At 62.8% G+C, this 18,019-nt stretch carries 20 protein-coding genes; 7 read left to right on the forward strand and 13 right to left on the reverse strand.

What is annotated here, in order from left to right:
- Window positions 1-11: 11 nt before the first annotated feature.
- The 4 genes from C6W91_RS05465 to C6W91_RS05480 form a co-directional block, all read right to left on the reverse strand.
- Window positions 12-653, reverse strand: a complete 642-nt coding sequence (locus C6W91_RS05465) for an SDR family oxidoreductase (RefSeq protein ID WP_274827773.1) — start codon at window positions 651-653, stop codon at window positions 12-14.
- 12 nt (window positions 654-665) lie between these two features.
- On the reverse strand, window positions 666-1,184 hold the full coding sequence (locus C6W91_RS05470) for a DUF1178 family protein (RefSeq protein ID WP_274831279.1): 519 nt from the start codon (window positions 1,182-1,184) through the stop codon (window positions 666-668).
- 50 nt (window positions 1,185-1,234) lie between these two features.
- Window positions 1,235-1,714, reverse strand: a complete 480-nt coding sequence (locus tag C6W91_RS05475) for an NUDIX hydrolase (protein WP_274827771.1) — start codon at window positions 1,712-1,714, stop codon at window positions 1,235-1,237.
- A gap of 100 nt (window positions 1,715-1,814) precedes the next feature.
- Complete coding sequence (locus C6W91_RS05480) at window positions 1,815-2,312, reverse strand: GNAT family N-acetyltransferase (RefSeq protein WP_274831280.1); 498 nt, start codon at window positions 2,310-2,312, stop codon at window positions 1,815-1,817.
- An 89-nt stretch (window positions 2,313-2,401) separates the two neighbouring features.
- Here C6W91_RS05480 and C6W91_RS05485 point away from each other — a divergent pair, with 89 nt between their 5' ends.
- Both C6W91_RS05485 and C6W91_RS05490 read left to right on the forward strand, forming a co-directional pair.
- Entirely contained in the window at window positions 2,402-3,007 is a 606-nt protein-coding gene (locus C6W91_RS05485) for a flavin reductase family protein (protein WP_065273736.1), read from the forward strand.
- An 8-nt stretch (window positions 3,008-3,015) separates the two neighbouring features.
- The gene (locus tag C6W91_RS05490) at window positions 3,016-3,657 is read left to right on the forward strand and encodes a CatB-related O-acetyltransferase (protein WP_370570511.1); all 642 of its coding nucleotides are present in this window, start codon (window positions 3,016-3,018) and stop codon (window positions 3,655-3,657) included.
- A gap of 291 nt (window positions 3,658-3,948) precedes the next feature.
- Here C6W91_RS05490 and C6W91_RS05495 read toward each other — a convergent pair whose 3' ends face one another.
- Both C6W91_RS05495 and C6W91_RS05500 read right to left on the reverse strand, forming a co-directional pair.
- Window positions 3,949-5,592 (reverse strand): SulP family inorganic anion transporter, encoded by a 1,644-nt coding sequence (locus C6W91_RS05495; protein WP_274827768.1) that lies wholly within the window; start codon window positions 5,590-5,592, stop codon window positions 3,949-3,951.
- 106 nt (window positions 5,593-5,698) lie between these two features.
- A complete protein-coding gene (locus C6W91_RS05500; RefSeq protein WP_370570512.1) occupies window positions 5,699-6,223 on the reverse strand; it encodes a DUF2938 family protein in 525 nt (174 codons plus the stop codon).
- A 55-nt stretch (window positions 6,224-6,278) separates the two neighbouring features.
- On the opposite strand from C6W91_RS05500, the gene C6W91_RS05505 reads away from it, so the two are divergent.
- The 5 genes from C6W91_RS05505 (at window position 6,279) to C6W91_RS05525 (ending at window position 10,404) form a co-directional block, all read left to right on the forward strand.
- Entirely contained in the window at window positions 6,279-6,689 is a 411-nt protein-coding gene (locus tag C6W91_RS05505; RefSeq protein ID WP_370570513.1) for a helix-turn-helix domain-containing protein, read from the forward strand.
- Between the two features lie 139 nt (window positions 6,690-6,828).
- Window positions 6,829-7,695 (forward strand): S-methyl-5'-thioadenosine phosphorylase, encoded by an 867-nt coding sequence (locus tag C6W91_RS05510; protein WP_274831738.1) that lies wholly within the window; start codon window positions 6,829-6,831, stop codon window positions 7,693-7,695.
- 182 nt (window positions 7,696-7,877) lie between these two features.
- The gene (locus tag C6W91_RS05515) at window positions 7,878-8,417 is read left to right on the forward strand and encodes an adenine phosphoribosyltransferase (protein ID WP_065272715.1); all 540 of its coding nucleotides are present in this window, start codon (window positions 7,878-7,880) and stop codon (window positions 8,415-8,417) included.
- Between the two features lie 213 nt (window positions 8,418-8,630).
- Complete coding sequence (locus tag C6W91_RS05520) at window positions 8,631-9,110, forward strand: fasciclin domain-containing protein (RefSeq protein WP_274827765.1); 480 nt, start codon at window positions 8,631-8,633, stop codon at window positions 9,108-9,110.
- Between the two features lie 67 nt (window positions 9,111-9,177).
- Window positions 9,178-10,404, forward strand: coding sequence for an MFS transporter (locus C6W91_RS05525; RefSeq protein WP_274831285.1), 1,227 nt, complete (start codon window positions 9,178-9,180; stop codon window positions 10,402-10,404).
- 122 nt (window positions 10,405-10,526) lie between these two features.
- On the opposite strand, the gene C6W91_RS05530 is transcribed toward C6W91_RS05525, so the two are convergent.
- The 7 genes from C6W91_RS05530 to C6W91_RS05560 all read right to left on the reverse strand — a co-directional run bounded on the left by C6W91_RS05530 (window position 10,527) and on the right by C6W91_RS05560 (window position 18,019).
- A complete protein-coding gene (locus tag C6W91_RS05530) occupies window positions 10,527-11,954 on the reverse strand; it encodes an FAD-binding oxidoreductase (RefSeq protein WP_370570514.1) in 1,428 nt (475 codons plus the stop codon).
- A 41-nt stretch (window positions 11,955-11,995) separates the two neighbouring features.
- Entirely contained in the window at window positions 11,996-12,835 is an 840-nt protein-coding gene (locus tag C6W91_RS05535) for an MBL fold metallo-hydrolase (protein WP_370570540.1), read from the reverse strand.
- Window positions 12,836-13,143: 308 nt separating this feature from the next.
- On the reverse strand, window positions 13,144-13,734 hold the full coding sequence (locus C6W91_RS05540; protein ID WP_065272710.1) for a GNAT family N-acetyltransferase: 591 nt from the start codon (window positions 13,732-13,734) through the stop codon (window positions 13,144-13,146).
- Window positions 13,734-14,999, reverse strand: a complete 1,266-nt coding sequence (locus C6W91_RS05545) for a pitrilysin family protein (RefSeq protein ID WP_065272709.1) — start codon at window positions 14,997-14,999, stop codon at window positions 13,734-13,736. The genes C6W91_RS05540 and C6W91_RS05545 overlap by 1 nt, the downstream gene beginning before the upstream one ends.
- The gene (thrC, locus tag C6W91_RS05550) at window positions 14,996-16,384 is read right to left on the reverse strand and encodes a threonine synthase (RefSeq protein ID WP_370570515.1); all 1,389 of its coding nucleotides are present in this window, start codon (window positions 16,382-16,384) and stop codon (window positions 14,996-14,998) included. The genes C6W91_RS05545 and thrC overlap by 4 nt, the downstream gene beginning before the upstream one ends.
- Before the next feature lie 4 nt (window positions 16,385-16,388).
- Window positions 16,389-17,075: an SURF1 family protein gene (locus C6W91_RS05555; protein ID WP_370570516.1), complete on the reverse strand. Its 687-nt coding sequence runs from the start codon at window positions 17,073-17,075 to the stop codon at window positions 16,389-16,391.
- A 128-nt stretch (window positions 17,076-17,203) separates the two neighbouring features.
- Entirely contained in the window at window positions 17,204-18,019 is an 816-nt protein-coding gene (locus C6W91_RS05560) for a cytochrome c oxidase subunit 3 (protein WP_065272707.1), read from the reverse strand.

Here is an 18,019-nt window from a genome sequence, read left to right on the forward strand (position 1 = left end):
GTTGGTTCGGCTCAGAAGGCGTGGATACGGCCATCCCAGGTGTGAAAGCAGCCCGTCGTCTGCAGTGTCAGCACGTCGAATTCATGCATCAACCCAGCCGCCGATTCCTGGACCGAGATATCCCCTTCGCTGCCGCCCATATCGGTGCGCACCCAGCCGGGATGATAGATCCCGACCGAAATACCTTCAGGTTTCAAATCCGTCGCCAGATTGCGCCCGATGTTCAGCGCCGCCGCCTTTGAGGCGCGATAGGCATAGCTGCCCCCCGGGGCGCGGGCATGGCTGGCCATCTGGGAAGAAATGATCGCGATTTTCGGGTTATCCGACAGGCGCAGGTTCGGCAGCAACGCCTGCACAGTCAGGAACACGCCGGTGACATTCACCGCCAGGGACTTGCTCCAGACCTCAGTGGTGTAATCCTCCAGCGCCATGCCCTTGTCGATATAGACACCAGCGTTGCAGACCAGAAGATCAACCGGTTTGTCGCCCAGGTGGGCGGCAAATCGCGCCTGCTGGCCGGAATCGCAGACATCAAGCCGCACCCCCGAGGAATGGTCCCGCGAGGTGCCTGTTACCTCGTGCCCGGCCTCTGTGAGCTGCTTTACCAGCTCCCGGCCAATGCCCCGGCTCGCCCCGGTCACAACTGCGTGCATATGCCTGTCCCTTTAATTCGTTTTTCGCGTCGGACCGAAAGGCAGCGGCAAAACCGGCACCCCGTCCTCGATCAATGCCTTTGCCTCGTCCAGCCGCGCCTCGCCGTGAATGGCCCGTTCGGGCGCATCGCCCAAATGCATGGCACGCGCTTCCGAGACGAAATCCTTTCCGACGTAGTCCGAGTTCTCCTCGACCTGGCGCCGCAGCTCGCGGAGGGCCTTTTCCTGCTCGCTGGCAGGAGCACTGAGGGCACCTGGCGCCCCCTCCGGCACCTGGGCAGGGACAGAAGCCTGCGGCGAAGCTCCGCCTGCCTGCGCGGACGCGGCGGCGGCATCGGGGTCAGTTGAGGGGGAAACAGACTTGCGACCGGGACGCACATGCGGCGCCATAATGGCCTTCTCCACCTTTTGCGAACCGCAGATGGCGCAGGACACCATCCCGGCGGCGGCCAGTTTGTCAAAGGCAGCAGCCGACTGGAACCAGCTGTCAAAGCTGTGACCCTCGGCGCATTTCAGACTATACTGTATCATCTCGTTTCTCGCAGCGGATACTGCCCATTACGCGTTCCCCTCACCTCACTTCAAGAGTTGAAAAGTTCAGAGCCGATCCCATCAGGATCAAACCGGGTAAGAATTTTCTTCAGCGCCTTTTCCTGCACCAGCCCAGCAGCCTTGCGCGGGGATGTCCACGCCCGCTGGCGCTGATGCCGTTCGGGGAACTCATCCTGCAGGGCCGTCACGATGACGGGATAGACCCGCACGACACAGGGCACAGGTGATAATTCGCTGCGCCATTTGTCATAGGTAAACTCGCCCAGGCAGCTGTCCACCGGAACGCCCCGCACGCCCGCTTCCTCCCAGGCTTCAATAGCTGCGGATTCGGCCAGGCTGCGCCCCGGGATCGGCCAGCCTTTCGGCAGGATCCAGCGCCCGGTTCCTCGCGACGTGATCATCAGAATCCGCGGCTTGCCGGTCTTAGTGATGCGAAAACACAGCGCCGCGACCTGGGTTGCGGTCCCCGTCCCCGACTTTGAAATGGCAGACAGAGCGGATCTGTTCAATGTGGCACCACCTGGGCTTGCAGGGTTTCTGTGGATACAGCCCCTATCCTCCTTTTACGATAGCAGAGAAAAGGCCCCCAGTTGAAGCGGGATCAACCGCTTAATCCTGCGTGCGGGTCCAGCGGGTCACATCTCCGTCAACACCGTCCCAGGCATCCGCGATCAGCGCCAGTCCCAGCACCCGGTCGGGGTTGGTGGGCGGCGGCATCAACACGCCCTCAAGCTTCTCGAAGCCAAACCTGCGGTAATAGGGCGCATCGCCCACCAGCATGACGCGCGCCCAGCCTGAATCGGCGGCCCGCGCAAGGCTGTCCCGGATCAGGGACCCGCCCAGCCCCTCCCCCTGGTGGGTCGGGTGTACCGCCACCGGCCCCAGCAACAGCGCATCCGCCGTGCCCACATGCACTGGCCAGAACCGGATCGCACCGGCCAGAATGCCCTGTTCATCCCGCGCCACAAGGCTGAGGCCCGAAACCGGCGGAATCCCGTCGCGCAACCGATAGGACGACAGCGCCTCACGCCCCGGCGCAAAGCACAGATCATAAAGCGCCTCCACTTCCCAGCGGTCGTCCGGCTGCTCCGGTTTCAGTTCGATCACGCCACTCACGCCTCCGCGAAATCACCCGTAAAGGGGTGGAATTCGCCCTAGCACGGGCCTAAGCATTGAGCAAACAATTGGAGATGCGCATGTTCTACCGCCCCGAAGACGGCCACGGCCTGCCCCATAACCCGTTCAACGCCGTAATCACGCCGCGCCCGATCGGCTGGATCTCGTCCCGCTCGGCTGACGGTGTCAACAACCTGGCGCCCTATTCCTTTTTCAACGGCGTCGCCTATACGCCGCCGCAGGTGATGTTTGCCTCCACCGGCAGCAAGGAAGACCAGGACAACACCAAGGACAGCATGGCCAATATCGAGGAGACCGGCGTCTTCTGCGTCAATATCGTCTCCTACGCCATGCGCGATGCGATGAATGCCAGCTCGCAGACCTTGGGCAAAGAGGTCGATGAATTCGCCCATGCGGGTCTTACCGCCGAGGACTGCCAGACCATCAATTGCGCCCGCATTGCCGGTGCCCCCGCCGCGCTGGAGTGCAAGCTGACCAAGATCGTGACGCTGCCCGGAGTCTCCAACCGCGTCGCCTTTGGCGAAGTGACCGGCGTGCACCTGCGCGATGACTGCATGAAGGACGGCATGTTCGACGTCACCACATTTGAACCGCTGGCCCGCCTTGGTTACCGCGATTATTCCCGCGTGACCGAGGTCTTCTCGCTGGCCCGCCCCGACGACTGAGCCCCATCATGCCCCTTCCCGATCCCGGCCTGCGCCACCCGATCATCCTGCCAGACGGCACGCCCCATGCGGGCACCGTGATGCTGTCGCGCGCGGTGGACCATCCAAATTTCCAGGTTGGCGACTACAGCTATGCCTCGGATTTCGATCCGCCAAAGGACTGGGCGTCGCATCTGGCGCCCTACCTGTTCCCCGGTGCCCGCGAAAGGCTGGTGATCGGACGCTTTTGCCAGATCGCCCATGGCGCGCGTTTCATCACCGCCTCGGCCAACCACGGGCAGGACGGGCTCAGCTGCTACCCCTTCCCGGTCTTCGACCCCGCGCAGATGACAGGTTTTCAGCCCGACACCCGCGATACCGTGATCGGTAATGACGTCTGGATCGGCTATGGCGCGATAATCCTGCCCGGCGCCCGCATCGGCGATGGCGCCATTATCGGCGCAGGCGCTGTGGTGCGCGGCTCGGTTCCGGCCTATGGCATCGTCACCGGCAATCCCGGACGCGCCGAGCGCTTTCGCTTTTCAAAACCCCAGATCGCGCGGCTTCTGGCCCTCAAATGGTGGGACTGGCCTGTCGATCTGATCCTGCGCGCCGAGCCTGCGCTGCTGTCCGGCGATCTCGACATGCTAGAAAGCCTCGCGCCCGACTGACACTTGGCTAAGCTGCTGCTTCGGAGCCGCCCTCGACGCAAGCCTGCGGGCACGATGCCGGACCAAGTGCAAGCCAAATTGCCGAGGTTCCGCGCCCCTGAGAGGGGCGTGGATACGGCCATTTTGCTTGTCGCGCGGGACAGGGTTCGTGACAGATAGGCCGCGCGTGGGCGAATCCGGGGCTGCTGCTTAGGTGAGCCCTAGACCTCTTTATCCCAGACCCTCCACACATCAAAAAGGGGCCTCCGCATCCGGAGGCCCCATTCTATTTTCCAGACTTGACCTAGACGGTCAGTGGCCGCCCAGGACCCCGGTCTTGACCGAGTAATCCACCGCCAGCGCGTATTCCGGGTCATCGTCGCTGTCGACCATCAAGTGGCCGGCCTTGGACAGGAGCTGGTGGCAATCACGGCTGAGGTGACGCAGCACGATGGTCTTGCCCTCCTCCTCGTACTTTCCGGCCAGCGCCTCGATCGCCTGCAGAGCAGACTGGTCCACCACCCGGCTGTTCGCAAAATCGACGATCACACGCTCGGGATCGCCTGCCACGTCGAAGAGCTCGATGAAACCATCGGTGGAGCCAAAGAACAGCGGACCTTCGATTTCATAGACCTTGGCCCCCTTGTCGCTGGCGGATTCGCGGGTGCGGGCGTGAATGCGGCGCGCGTTGTTCCAGGCATAGGCCAGCGCCGAGACGATCACCCCCACCACCACGGCGATGGCAAGGTCGGTCATCACCGTCACCACGGTCACCAGCACGATCACAAAGGCATCCATCAGCGGCACCTTGGTCATGATCTTGAGACTGTTCCAGGCGAAGGTGCCGATCACCACCATGAACATCACGCCCACCAGCGCCGCCAGCGGGATCTGTTCGATCAGCGGCGAGGCAACGACGATAAAAGTCAACAGGAACAGCGCCGCCGCGATGCCCGCAATCCGGGTGCGGCCACCCGATTTCACGTTAATCATCGACTGGCCGATCATGGCGCAGCCGCCCATGCCGCCAAAGAAACCGGTGACGATATTCGAGGTGCCCTGCGCGATGCACTCCTGGCTGGCACCGCCGCGCTTGCCGGTGATTTCGCCCACCAGGTTCAGCGTCAGCAGGCTTTCGATCAGACCAATGGCGGCCAGGATCACCGCATAGGGCAGGATGATCTCAAGGGTTTCCAGATTGAACGGCGCCAGTGCAGTCCCATAAAGGCCAATGCCATCACCAAAGGGATTGTGAAAGGCCGGAAAGCCGCCTTCGATCGAGGCCAGATCGCCGACCCGCGGCACATCAAGGCCCAGTGCGATCACGAGGATTGCCACGATGCCAATGCCCGCCAGCGGCGCCGGGATCACCGAGGTAATCTTGGGCGTGCCCCAGATAATCGCCATGGTCAGGGCCACCAGCCCCAGCATCATATAAAGCGACAGACCGGACAACCACTCGGTGCCACCGCTGCCGGGGACCTTGAACTGGGTGAGCTGCGCCAGGAAGATCACGATGGCCAGACCGTTCACAAAGCCCAGCATCACCGGATGCGGCACCAGTCGGATGAATTTACCCCAATGCATCACCCCGGCGATCACCTGCAGGATGCCCATCAGCACCACGGTTGCAAAAAGATACTCGACGCCGTGTTCCGCCACCAGCGCCACCATGACCACCGCAAGCGCCCCCGTCGCCCCCGAGATCATGCCGGGCCGTCCGCCGATCAGCGCCGTGATCAACCCCACCATAAAGGCCGCGTAAAGACCCACCAGCGGGTGCACCCCGGCGACAAAGGCAAAAGCCACCGCCTCTGGGACCAGCGCCAACGCTACGGTCAGCCCCGACAGCAGCTCGGTGCGCACGCGGCCCACGGACCAGCCCTCGTCCTGCATGATGGATAGGTTCGGCGGGGAAATACGATTGGCCAAAAGGGCCATGGCGGCGCGTTTCATCAAGAATACCTGCGGTTGGAGGAGGTCACGTTGTGGCCCGCCCCTAGCTGAAACTGGCCTTGGGGGCAAGGCTCGTGATCCGATCTGACCTCCTCTCGCCCTTTGGTTAGTGGGCTGAAATCACCTGCAATAGCGCACTGCCCAAAAACAGACCAAACCCAAAAAGACCATGCGTGATCAGACTGTTCAATCGAGCGCGCCACGGAAAGGCTGTCTTGCGGGCGGCAAATCCCAAACCCATTGCGGGCTGCAACAGGCAAAAGGGCAAGACCACCGTCAATACTCCGTAGCCGAGCGACAGACCAAGGGCCGGTGCCTGAAGCCATCCTGCGCCAACTATGCCCCACAGGCCGAAGGCTAGCGCGCCCCCCACCGCATAGTGAAACATCCAACCCAGCGCGGTTTCAAAACCCCTTGGGGGCATCTTCTTTCCCCCTGCGCCCAGCATCAGGCGTCCTTGGAAAAGACCCAACACCCAGCGTGCGACAAGTCCCCAGTTCGGCCCCGGCACGCCCATCCAGCGGCCTCGCGCCCATGCTGCGACATCAATCAGCGCAGTTGCAACGCTTCCAACGAAAGTGACCTGCCAGATCAGGCTCCAATGTATCTCCATAATTTGCTCCTGTTTCATAACTCAAACTGCTAGAGATCTGAGGTGTGCAAATTCAAGCCAGCTTGAGGTCAAGATGAAATCCCTGGATATCGCCGAGGTTGCCCGGTGCAGCGGCGTCAAACCCTCTGCCCTGCGATACTACGAAGATATCGGCCTGATCCGCGCCGACAGCCGGAAGGGCTTGCGACGTCAGTATGACGACAGCGTTCTGGACCGGCTCGCGCTCATTACCATGGGACGGACCGCCGGGTTCAGCCTGCAAGAGATAGGCGCCATGCTGGGCAATGCAGACGGGTTCGATCTGGACCGCCAAAAACTGCACGCGCGCGCAGATGAGGTCGAGCAGCGCATCCGAGAGCTCCGTGTCCTGTCCCGTGCGCTGCGCCACGTGGCAGATTGCACTGCTCCGGACCACAGTCAGTGCCCCACCTTCCGGCGCATGATGGATAGCGCCTTGATCCGCGCATCGACACCAAAGCGCTGACCTCTCGCACGGGGTCACCTGCGTGCCCAGCCCATCCGGTTTCGGCATCGTGAGACAGCGGGGCTTGCCAAAAGGGCGCCGTCTTGCGCATACCCAAGAAGCAACATCAGCAGGAGAATAGGACGTGACCAAGGACACCATGATCGCCGTCATCGGCGGCTCCGGCATCTACGATATCGACGGGCTGGACGGGGCCGAGTGGGTCAGCGTTGAAACCCCCTGGGGTACGCCCTCGGACCAGATCCTGACCGGCACGCTGGACGGCGTGAAAATGGCCTTCCTGCCGCGGCACGGGCGCGGCCACGTGCATTCCCCGACCGAAGTGCCCTACCGCGCCAATATCGACGCGCTGAAACGGCTGGGCGTTACAGATGTGTTTTCCGTCTCTGCCTGCGGGTCTTTTCGCGAAAACATGGCGCCGGGCGATTTCGTCATCGTCGATCAGTTCATCGACCGCACCTTTGCACGGGAAAAATCCTTCTTCGGGACCGGCTGCGTCGCCCATGTCAGCGTCGCCCACCCCACTTGCGAGCGGCTCAGCGATGCGGCCGAGGCGGCAGCGCGCGATGCCGGGATCACCGTGCACCGCGGCGGCACCTATCTTTGCATGGAGGGGCCGCAGTTCTCCTCGGTGGCGGAATCGAAAATGTACCGCGAAAGCTGGGGCTGCGACGTGATCGGCATGACCAACATGCCCGAGGCCAAACTCGCCCGCGAAGCAGAGCTGTGCTACGCCTCCATCGCGATGGTGACCGATTATGACAGCTGGCACCCCGACCACGGCGCCGTGGACATCACCGAGATCCTGGCCACGCTACAGGGCAACTCCAGCAACGGGCGTGAACTCGTGCGTCGCCTGCCAGGCATTCTGGGCGCCGAGCGCTCGCCCTGTCCGCATGGCTGCGACCGGGCGCTTGAATACGCCATCATGACCGCTCCCGAGAAACGCGACCCTGCGGTTCTGGCCAAACTGGATGCGGTGGCAGGCCGCGTGCTCAGCGCCTGATCGCCCTCCAATCGTCTTGGGCCCGCTCACCGCCGCTCTGCGGCACCGGGCGGCCCAGGATCGCAAGGTTTTCCTTGCATGGGCGGCGCGCTTCGGCCAAACCCCGTGGCGGCTCCGGTGCCCCTTTACCGGTCCGGGCCGCACCCATCCGCGCCATCCGTTCCCGCAAGCAGGAGCCTTCCATGCCCAAGAAAACCGCCGTCAAAGACTACATCCGCACCATCGTCGATTTCCCGCACGAAGGGATCATGTTCCGCGATGTCACCACCCTGTTCGCCGATCCGCGCGGGTTCCGTATGGCCATCGACCAGATGCTGCACCCCTACGCCGGTGAGCGGATCGACAAGGTCGTGGGTCTTGAGGCGCGCGGTTTCATCCTGGGTGGCGCCATCGCTCACCAGCTGAGCGTCGGCTTTGTGCCGATCCGCAAGAAAGGCAAGTTGCCCGGCACCACCATCAGCGAAGAATACCAATTGGAATACGGCGAAGCGATTGTCGAGATCCACGACGATGCCATCCAGCCCGGAGAAAAGGTGCTGGTGGTCGATGATCTGCTGGCCACCGGCGGAACCGCAGGCGCCGGGATCAAGCTGATCGAGCGGCTGGGGGGCGAGATCATCTCCTGTTCCTTCATTGTCGACCTGCCCGATCTGGGCGGCCGCAAGAAGCTTGAGGATCTCGGAATGGACGTCCACGTCCTGTGCGAATTCGAAGGCGACTGAACCGGCCCGCGCCGAAACAGGGTCACGGATTACTCACATCCTGATCACGTTTTGTTGATTGGAAATCATGACGCCGCCGGGCTTAGCTCCGGCGGTTTTCTTGTCAAATCCCTCCCGGCGAAAACCCGCTTCATCCGGACCGCCCCCTCTGCCGTAGGTCTCACGATGCCTGACGAAAGGTGTCGCACAACCGAAACACATGAGGAGACCAAGATGTTCCGCAAGATGATGACGACCACCGCAGCCACGCTGTTTATGGCCGGAGCGGCCTTCGCAGGCGGTCATTCCAAGGATATCGTCGACACCGCTGTCGGCGCCGGAGACTTCAACACCCTGGTCGCTGCCGTCAAAGCCGCCGGTCTGGTGGACACCCTGAAGGGCGAAGGCCCCTTCACCGTCTTCGCCCCCACCGATGCCGCCTTTGCTGCCCTGCCCGAAGGCACGGTCGAAGACCTGCTGAAACCCGAGAACAAGGAAAAGCTGGTGTCGATCCTGACCTACCACGTGGTGCCGGGCAAGGTGATGTCCGGTGACCTTACCGACGACATGAGCGCCGCAACCGTGCAGGGCAGCGCGGTGATGATTGATCTCGACAAGGGTGTGATGGTCAACGATGCCAGCGTGGTCACCGCCGATATCGAGGCCGAGAACGGCGTGATCCACGTGATCGACAAGGTCATCCTCCCGAAGTAACCGCAGACGCGAATTCGTGATGGCGAATTCAGTTGCAGCCCGCCGGCACGCGCCCTAGCGTGCCGGCATGAACACTGCCGCGATCCTGGACAGCCGCTATTCCTGGCTTCGACTTCTTATCACCCTGGCCATTGCAACCGTGGCCAATGTGGGCATGTGGGCGATCATCGTCATCATGCCCGCCGTCGAAGCCGAATTCGGCTCCGGGCGCGCCGCCTCTTCCATGCCCTATACGCTTACCATGGTGGGTTTTGCCCTTGGCAACCTGCTGATCGGGCGGCTGGTGGACAGGTTTGGCATTACCCTCGCGCTGATTGGCGCCGTTGCTGCGACGGCTTCGGGTTATGTGCTCTCCACCTTTGCGCCGACGATGGCGGTTCTGTCTCTCACGCACCTGCTTCTGGGTCTCGGCACAGCAGCAGGTTTCGGCCCTCTGATCGCAGATATCTCGCACTGGTTCCTGCGCCGGCGCGGTATCGCCGTGGCGCTGGTGGCCAGCGGCAATTACCTCTCTGGTGCGATCTGGCCGACGCTGCTTGCCGGGCTGCTGGAGACTGGCGGCTGGCGCATGGTCTATTTCGCCCTGGCCGCGATCACCGTTGCCGTGGTGATCCCGCTTGCACTGCTGCTGCGCCGCCGAGTCCCGGCAGAGGCCTATGCCGCCTCTGATGCCGCCTCGGCGCTCAATGCGCGCAGCACCGGCATGTCCGCGCGCACCCTGCAATGGCTGCTGGGACTTGCCGGGATCGGCTGCTGCGTCGCCATGTCGATGCCCCAGGTGCATATCGTCGCCTATTGCGTCGGCCTTGGCTACGGGCCTGCGGTGGGGGCGGAAATGCTGTCGCTGATGCTGCTGGGCGGTGTGGTTAGCCGGATCCTTTCAGGCCTCGCGGCCGACCGGCTTGGCGGCGTGGCGATCCTGCTGATCGGCTCGGTCCTGCAATGCATCGCACTGTTCTTCTACCTGCCCTTTGACGGCATGGTGCCGCTATATCTGGTGAGCGCGCTGTTCGGCCTCGCGCAAGGCGGCATCGTGCCCAGCTATGCGCTGGTGGTGCGCGAATACATGCCCCCGAAAGAGGCCGGTGCGCGGGTCGGATTCGTGATGATGATGACCATCCTCGGCATGGCTCTGGGTGGCTGGATGTCTGGCTGGATCTACGACGTGACCGGCAACTACCAGATGGCCTTTATCAACGGCATTGCCTGGAACGGGCTGAATATCCTGATCATCGGTTACCTGCTGATGCGCAGCCGCCCGCAGAAACCGTCGGCCACTCCCAGCATCGCCTGACCCTTCACCCGCGCCCTGCCGAACGGTGCGCCCTGCGCACAGCGGGCTTTGCCCGCTGCCGGACCCAAAGCTGTGAGCGTTCTGGCAAAACCAGATCCTTCGGGCGCGGGAGAGCTACGTTGTCAGGTGCCCTGCCGCAACACCGCGCCGGGATTCATGATGCCTTGGGGATCGAGCGCCGCCTTAATGGCGCGCATCGCTGCCAGTTTTACCGGATCGCCATAGCGCTCCAGATCGCCGGTTTTCATACGCCCGATGCCGTGCTCAGCGCTCATCGACCCGTCGAATTCGGCCACCAGATCATGCACCGTGCGTTTCACATCCTCGCGCAGGTGTTCGTACTCCTTGCGCGTCTTTCCCGCCGCCGGGAAGACGTTGTAATGCAGGTTGCCATCGCCCAGGTGGCCAAAGCAGTTGATCCGCATATCGCCCGATCCCAGTCGGGCGATGGCCTCTCCGCCGCGCGTGATGAAATCCGGGATTTCCGAGATCGGCACCGAGATATCGTGGCTGGAAATCGCGCCGATCAGGCGGTTGGCTTCGGGGATCGTCTCGCGCACCGTCCACAGCGCCTCGCGCTGCGCTGCCGACTGGGCAATCACTCCGTCCTGCGCCAGATCGGCCTCCAGCGCCGCCTCGAACAGGTCCGCAAGCGCCTCTTCCGGGTCCAGCCCGCGCGCCAGCCCCAGCTCGATCAGCACGCACCATTCCGGTGCCTCGGCAAAGGGTTGGCGTACCTGCGGCATGGTTTCTGCCAGAAACGCCAGCCCCTGCCGGTGCATCAGTTCAAAGGCGCTGATCCCTTCGCCCAACTGGTCACGCGCCAGCGACAGCAGCGCAATTGCCGCCTGCGGCGATGGCACCACAAAGACCGCCGTGCCCTGCGCCGCCGGGATCGGTGACAGTTTCAACGATGCCGCAGTGATGACGCCCAAAGAGCCTTCGGAGCCGACAAGAAGATTGCGCAGATCATAGCCGGTGTTGTCCTTCCTGAGGCGCGACAGCCCGTGCCAGATCTCTCCATTGGGCAGCACTGCCTCCAGCCCCAGGCACAGATCGCGGGCATTGCCATAGCGCAGCACATTGACCCCGCCTGCATTGGTCGCAAGGTTGCCGCCAATCCGGGCCGAGCCTTCGGCGGCCAGCGACAGTGGGAACAAGCGTCCGGCCTCAGTCGCGGCCGCCTGCACATCGGCAAGGATCGCGCCCGCTTCGGCAATCAGCACGTTTTCCGCGGGGTAGACGCCGCGGATCGCGGTCATCTTTTCCAGCGACAGCAGGAGGGGCGCCGGGCCTTCCGGCATTACCTGACCGCCTACCAGACCGGTACCGCCGCCATAGGGGACCACCGGCACCCGCGCCTCATGCGCAGCGCGCACCAGCGTTGCGACCTGTTCGGTGGAGTGCGGCAGGGCCAGCAACCCCGCCTGCCCCTGATACCTTCCACGCGGCTCTTCCAGATAGCGTGGATCGGCGGGGCGCAAAACGCCCTCAGGCAACTGATCGGCAAGGCGGGCGACAAAGGCGGAATCGGCAGAATTCAGTGTCATGAAACCTGCATGTCCAATTGCGCCTCCCAAGGCAAGACTGCTTACTCGTCTTTGCGCAGATAAGAGGGGCGCAGCACATGGATCGTCGGCCTGTCCGGCAGGCTGCGCAGCGACACAGTGATATCTGCCGCGCCATCCTGCACCACGTCGAACTCCGGCCCGATCTGCGACAGGAAACGCTCCAGCGAGTAGTCGGTGAACCAATGCATCGGCAGGATTACCGAGGACCGCAGCCGGTTCAACACCTCGACCATTTCAGGCAGCGCCAGGGTCATGCCGCCATCCACGGCGGCCATCACCACATCAAGTCGCCCCAGCGCCGCGAACTGCTCTGGTGTCGGCACGTGGTGCAGATGGCCTAGGTGCCCGATGCACAGCCCGGCGACCTCAAACACGAAAATCGAATTCCCGGCCACCTCGACCCCATCGCTGTAGGCAGAGCGGATATCGGTGGGCACGTTGCGGATCAGCATTTCACTCAGGTCCAGATGGTGGCTGATCCCCTCACCAAAGGCACCCCAGCCTTCCAGCACATGCGGGATGGCCGGATCGGGGTGGGCGGTCCAATGGGTTTCATGAGCGTGGTTCATGGTGACCACATCCGGGATGAAATCGGCCGATCCGGTAAAGCCGGTGAAGTCGGTCACCACGTTCAGTCCACCTTCGGTCTGGATCAGGAAACTGGCGTGCGACAGATACCGGATCCGCACCGAATGTTCCGACACCGGGTCCTGCCAGCTGGCCTTGTGCAGATAGGCGATCCCCGGGGCCGCCTCAGCGAGAGCAATGCAATGGCTGGCCCGGCGTTCCTGCGCGGCCAGCGGAGCGGCGAAGATTGCCAAGACTACGAGCGAAACCAGATACTGAACAAAAACACGCATGGCAGAAGTGTAGCGCACTCGCCCTTTCTGTCAGCCTGTTTTCCGCAAAATCAGCATAAGTGAGCCTCTGCCGCCCAGACACTGCCCCGAGTTATGCGCCGCTGCGCTCTGATCTTGTCGGCAAACACTCCCGCCCGGCCCGCGGCATTCACAGAATGCCCCTGCCCCGTTGGGCCGGGCGCCGCACAGGGTGCGGCGCTGCACCGTGCAACGCGCGGCGCCATGCCCAAGGCCGCTAGCGCGCATCGGCGCAGCCGGTGCACCTACGGGCGTGGGAGGGCTCGCCCTCATACTTCGAATAGGTATTTCTAAGCCTGACCAACCAGGGTCTTGCCGCGCCTATCGTGGCGCAACGAGGCGTAGAGCACATGCGTGCGCCAGCGGCCATTGATCTGCAGATAGGATTGCGCCACGCCTTCGTATTTGAAGCCTGAGCGTTCCAGCAAACCGCGCGAAGCCACGTTTTCCGGCAAGCAGGCTGCCTCGATTCGGCTGAGGTCCAGCTTGCCAAAGGCATGATGCACCACCGCGCCAATCGCCTCGGCCATGTAACCACGCCGCGCAAAGGGCTGCCCGGTCCAGTATCCAAGGGTACCCGCCTGCGCTGGACCGCGGCGGATATTATCCAGCGTGATCGCCCCCACCAGCGTCTGATCCGAGCGCCGGACCAGGAACAGCGGCAGCGCCGAGCCGGAGGACACCGCCCGCTGCGCCCAGTAGACCCGGTTGGTAAAGGCCTTGCGGCTGAGGTGATCCGGCGCCCAGACCGGCTCCCAAGGGACAAGGTAGTCCTGGCTTTGCAGCCGCAACGCCGCCCAGCCGTGAAAATCGCCGTGCACCGGCGGTCTGAGCGTCAGACGTTCTGTTTCAAGCCGGACTTTACGGCGGGACAGCAGCATCAGGCAGCGCGCCTCTCCTGCAGCCGCGCCAGACTGGGCGCATCAGCGACCGGACCATAAAGCGCCAACGCCGCCGGTGCCGCGACCGCAAGGCGTTCGGCCAAAGCCCGCACCCCGGCGACGGTTACCGCGTCAATGCGGGCGACTGTATCCTCCAGCGGTGGCACCCGGTCCCAGATCTGCACCAGACGGGCCAGACGTTCGGCCCGGTTCGACGGGCTTTCCAGCCCCATCAGCATGCCGGCCTTCATCTGGGCGCGCGCGCGCGCAACTTCGTCTTCGCGCATATCTTCGGCGGCGCGCTTCATTTCGTCGATGGTGATATGCGCCAGATCGGCAAGCTGATCGCCCGAAGTTCCTGCATAAATCGTCGTCGAACCGGTATCCGCATAGGCGCCTGCCTGCGCAAAGATAGTATAGCAAAGACCCCGCTTTTCCCGGATTTCCTGGAACAGGCGCGAGGACATGCCGCCGCCAAGGGCGCTGGCATAGATCTGCGCGGTGTAGATCTCATCATCGCGGTAGCCGGGGCTTTCAAGAGCCAGCGCAAAATGAGCCTGCTCCAGCTGCTTATCCCGCCGCGCCTCGCCGCCACCGGTAAAGCGCGCGGCATCCGGTTCCGGTACTGGCCGTGGCGCCATATGGCCGAACTGCGCCTCGGCCAGCCGCACCAGCGCGTCGTGATCCACCGCACCGGCCGCAGCCAGAATCATCTGTCCCGGTCCGTAGTGCTGATCGACAAAGCCTTGCAGGTCATTACGGGAAAAGCTGCGAATGCGTTCTGCCGGGCCAAGAATGGTGCGCCCCAGCGCCTGATCGCGATAGCTTTCTTCCTGCAACCAATCAAAGATCACATCGTCCGGCGTATCCAGCGCCTGACCGATCTCCTGCAGGATCACTCCGCGCTCGACCTCAATCTCACGCGGGTCGAACACCGGATTGAGCAGAATATCCCCGATCACATCCATCGCCAGCGGCACGTCATCCTTCAGAACCCGCGCGTAATAGGCTGTAACCTCGCGGCTGGTATAGGCGTTGATATAGCCTCCCACATCCTCGATCGCCTCGGCAATCTGCAGCGCCGACCGGGTCTTAGTCCCCTTGAAGGCCATATGCTCAAGAAAATGGGCGATCCCGTTCTGTTCAGGCCGCTCGTGGCGGCCGCCTGCTGTCACCCAGATCCCGATAGAGGCGGATTCCAGCCCCGGCATGTTCTCCGAAACGATGCGGAACCCGTTGGCGAGTGTGTGTTGCTGGACTGTCAATTCGCGATGTTCTTTCTGATATGCGCCTCAAGGGCGGCCAGATCGTTGTCGATGCGGGTGACGCGCTCGTCGCGCTCATAAAGATCCGCCATGCGGGCGGGCAGCGGCGGGTGGATACCACTCGCCTCTTCCACCGCGGCTGGAAATTTCGCCGGGTGGGCCGTCGCCAGCGTCACCATGGGGATATCGGCAACGCGCAGCTGGTTTGCAACCTTCACACCAACGGCGCCGTGGGGGCACAGCAGTTCGCCCGAGGCGGCCCATTCGGCTTTGATCGTCGCCATGGTTTCTTCTTCCGAGGCGCGGCCCGAAACATAGGTCTCCTGCAGCGCCTGCATGGCGCCCTGGCTGACCTCAAAGCCGCCCGTCTTCAGCTCATCCATCAGTTGACCCACGGCAGCGCCATCCTGCCCGTAGGCGTAGAACAGTGCACGTTCAAAGTTGGAAGAGACCTGAATGTCCATCGACGGGCTGATCGAGGGGATGGTGTCACCCTTGAAATAGCCCTGCCCCGAGAGGCAGCGGTGCAGAATGTCGTTCTGGTTGGTGGCGACCACCAGCTGGTCGATGGGCAGGCCCATCTGTTTGGCGATATAGCCCGCGAAGATGTCACCAAAGTTGCCCGTGGGCACGGTGTAGCTGATCTTGCGATGCGGCGCGCCAAGGCTGACAGCAGAGGAGAAGTAATAGACCACCTGCGCCAGCACGCGGGCAAAGTTGATCGAGTTCACCCCGGCAAGGCGTACGCTGTCGCGGAACTCAAAATCGTTGAACATGTCCTTGACCGCCGCCTGACAGTCGTCGAAGTCGCCTTCGACCGCAAGCGCGTGCACGTTGCTGTCCGCAGGGGTTGTCATCTGGCGGCGCTGCACCTCGCTGACGCGGCCATGGGGGTAAAGGATGAAGACATTGACCGCATCCAGCCCCCGGAAAGCTTCAATCGCGGCAGAGCCGGTATCGCCAGAGGTGGCGCCGACGATGGTCACGCTTTCGCCGCGGCGTTTCAGGGCGACTTCGAAGAGCTGACCGATCAGCTGCATCGCGAAGTCTTTGAACGCGAGGGTCGGGCCGTGGAACAGCTCCAACAAGAAATGATTGGGCGCCAGCTGTTTCAGCGGCGCGCGGGCAGCGTGACCAAACCCGGCATAGGCCTTGGCGATGATCTCGCGGAATTCGTCATCGGTGAAGCAATCGCCGAGGAAGGGACGCATCACCCGGAAGGCGGTTTCCTCGTAAGACAGGCCCGACAGGGCCGCGATCTCATCATGGCTCATCTGCGGGATCTCGGCGGGCACATAAAGGCCGCCGTCGCGGGCCAGCCCGGTCAGCATCGCCTCTTCGAACGTCAGCTCGGGCGCCTGCCCGCGGGTGGAGATGTATTTCATCGCTTCAGCCTTCGGATTTGGCGCGGTTGCGCCACAGGAAATAGGCGGTCATCGCGGCCCAGATAAAGGCCAGCGAAAACCAGGTGAGTGCATATTGCAAGTGGTCATTGGCAATGCCCGATATGGTGACGGGCTGCGGCAGGGTCGCGCCGGGATCCACTACGTCCGAGCGCAGCTCGCGCAAGATCACCATCGCCGGTTCGGTGCCCAGCTCTGCCGCCATCGGCGCAACGTCGCGGGCATACCAGATGTTCTTTTCCGTGTCCGGCTCCGGTGTGAACCCGTCCACCTCGACCGGCCAGTGCAGGTTGCCGATCACGGTCGCGAGGCCGGTGGTGCGGGTCTCATCCTTGCGGCTGGCGATGATGAAGCCACGGTCCAGCAGCAGGCGACGACCGCCGTCGGTCACGAAAGGCGCGATAACGCGATAGCCCGCGCCGGTGCCCTGGATCGAGGTCAGAACGTGCAATTCACCCGGCAGGATCTCGCCCTCAAGACGCACAGGCAAGTATTTGTCACGCTCCGGGTCCAGCACCTCGGGCAAGGGGCCGGGGGCATCCGCAATGCGCGCTTCGATGGTGGCCAGGATATCTTCCTTCCAGGCCAGGCGCTGCATCTGCCAGATCCCAAGCGATAGCAGCGCCAATAGGCCCAGCCCGCCAACAAGGGATAGAAAGATAAACCGCCGCATCGCGTCCTCATCGCCAATGAAAAGCGCGCGGAGGAAGCCCCCGCGCGCTGCGTTTCTTACGGGCTGTCTGCGGATTTTGGAACCACAAACCTGTACCCGCTACAATTTCCGGTGTCGCCCGGGTCGGCTTAGTGCGCCAGACCTGCGGTGCCCCAGACGTAGACCGCTACGAAGAGGAACAGCCAGACAACGTCAACGAAGTGCCAGTACCAGGCAGCGGCCTCGAAACCGACGTGCTGCTCGGGGGTGAAGTCACCTTTCAGCGCACGGATAAGGCAAACCGTCAGGAAGATGGTGCCGATGATCACGTGGAAACCGTGGAAACCGGTGGCCATGAAGAAGTTCGAGTAGAACTCATCAGCGCCGAATTCCCAGCCTTCGTGCAGCAGGTGCGCGTATTCATAGCCCTGCAGGAAAGTGAAGAAGAGGCCCAGAACGATACCGATGGACAGGCCCTGAACCAGCGCCTTGCGGTCATTGTTGTGCACCAGTGCGTGGTGCGCCCAGGTCACGGCACAGCCGGACAGCAGCAGGACCAGGGTGTTGATCAGCGGCAGGTGGAAGGCATCGACCGGATAGATGTCGGGCTGCACATAGGAGGTGCCGACATAGGTTTCCATCGGGTAGATGGCGTGTTTGAAGAACGACCAGAACCAGGCGAAGAAGAACATCACCTCGGACATCACGAAGAGGATGAAGCCATAACGCAGGCCGATGCGGACCACCGGGGTGTGATCGCCCTGACGGCTTTCGGCCACCACTTCGGACCACCAGGCGAACATGACATAGAGCACCATCGCCAGGCCGCCCCAGAACAGCCATGCCGTGATGCCATGCATCCACAGCACTGCGCCGAACAGCATTGCAAACCCGCCTACGGAGCCCAGAAACGGCCAGATCGACGGCGGCAGAATATGAAAGTCGTGATTTTTAGCATGCGCCAT

The organism is Phaeobacter sp. SYSU ZJ3003 (assembly GCF_041300735.1).
In the GTDB taxonomy this organism is placed as follows: Bacteria; Pseudomonadota; Alphaproteobacteria; order Rhodobacterales; family Rhodobacteraceae; genus Phycobacter; species Phycobacter gallaeciensis_A.

Coding starts and splice junctions, on each gene's coding strand:
- C6W91_RS05505 (WP_370570513.1), top strand. CDS start 6,279: ATGAAATCCCTGGATATCGCCGAGGTTGCCCGGTGCAGCGGCGTCAAA.
- C6W91_RS05470 (WP_274831279.1), bottom strand. CDS start 1,184: ATGATACAGTATAGTCTGAAATGCGCCGAGGGTCACAGCTTTGACAGC.
- C6W91_RS05485 (WP_065273736.1), top strand. CDS start 2,402: ATGTTCTACCGCCCCGAAGACGGCCACGGCCTGCCCCATAACCCGTTC.
- C6W91_RS05510 (WP_274831738.1), top strand. CDS start 6,829: ATGATCGCCGTCATCGGCGGCTCCGGCATCTACGATATCGACGGGCTG.
- C6W91_RS05535 (WP_370570540.1), bottom strand. CDS start 12,835: ATGCGTGTTTTTGTTCAGTATCTGGTTTCGCTCGTAGTCTTGGCAATC.
- C6W91_RS05540 (WP_065272710.1), bottom strand. CDS start 13,734: ATGCTGCTGTCCCGCCGTAAAGTCCGGCTTGAAACAGAACGTCTGACG.
- C6W91_RS05530 (WP_370570514.1), bottom strand. CDS start 11,954: ATGACACTGAATTCTGCCGATTCCGCCTTTGTCGCCCGCCTTGCCGAT.
- C6W91_RS05520 (WP_274827765.1), top strand. CDS start 8,631: ATGTTCCGCAAGATGATGACGACCACCGCAGCCACGCTGTTTATGGCC.
- C6W91_RS05495 (WP_274827768.1), bottom strand. CDS start 5,592: ATGAAACGCGCCGCCATGGCCCTTTTGGCCAATCGTATTTCCCCGCCG.
- C6W91_RS05525 (WP_274831285.1), top strand. CDS start 9,178: ATGAACACTGCCGCGATCCTGGACAGCCGCTATTCCTGGCTTCGACTT.
- C6W91_RS05560 (WP_065272707.1), bottom strand. CDS start 18,019: ATGGCGCATGCTAAAAATCACGACTTTCATATTCTGCCGCCGTCGATC.
- C6W91_RS05490 (WP_370570511.1), top strand. CDS start 3,016: ATGCCCCTTCCCGATCCCGGCCTGCGCCACCCGATCATCCTGCCAGAC.
- C6W91_RS05515 (WP_065272715.1), top strand. CDS start 7,878: ATGCCCAAGAAAACCGCCGTCAAAGACTACATCCGCACCATCGTCGAT.
- thrC (WP_370570515.1), bottom strand. CDS start 16,384: ATGAAATACATCTCCACCCGCGGGCAGGCGCCCGAGCTGACGTTCGAA.
- C6W91_RS05555 (WP_370570516.1), bottom strand. CDS start 17,075: ATGCGGCGGTTTATCTTTCTATCCCTTGTTGGCGGGCTGGGCCTATTG.
- C6W91_RS05500 (WP_370570512.1), bottom strand. CDS start 6,223: ATGAAACAGGAGCAAATTATGGAGATACATTGGAGCCTGATCTGGCAG.
- C6W91_RS05465 (WP_274827773.1), bottom strand. CDS start 653: ATGCACGCAGTTGTGACCGGGGCGAGCCGGGGCATTGGCCGGGAGCTG.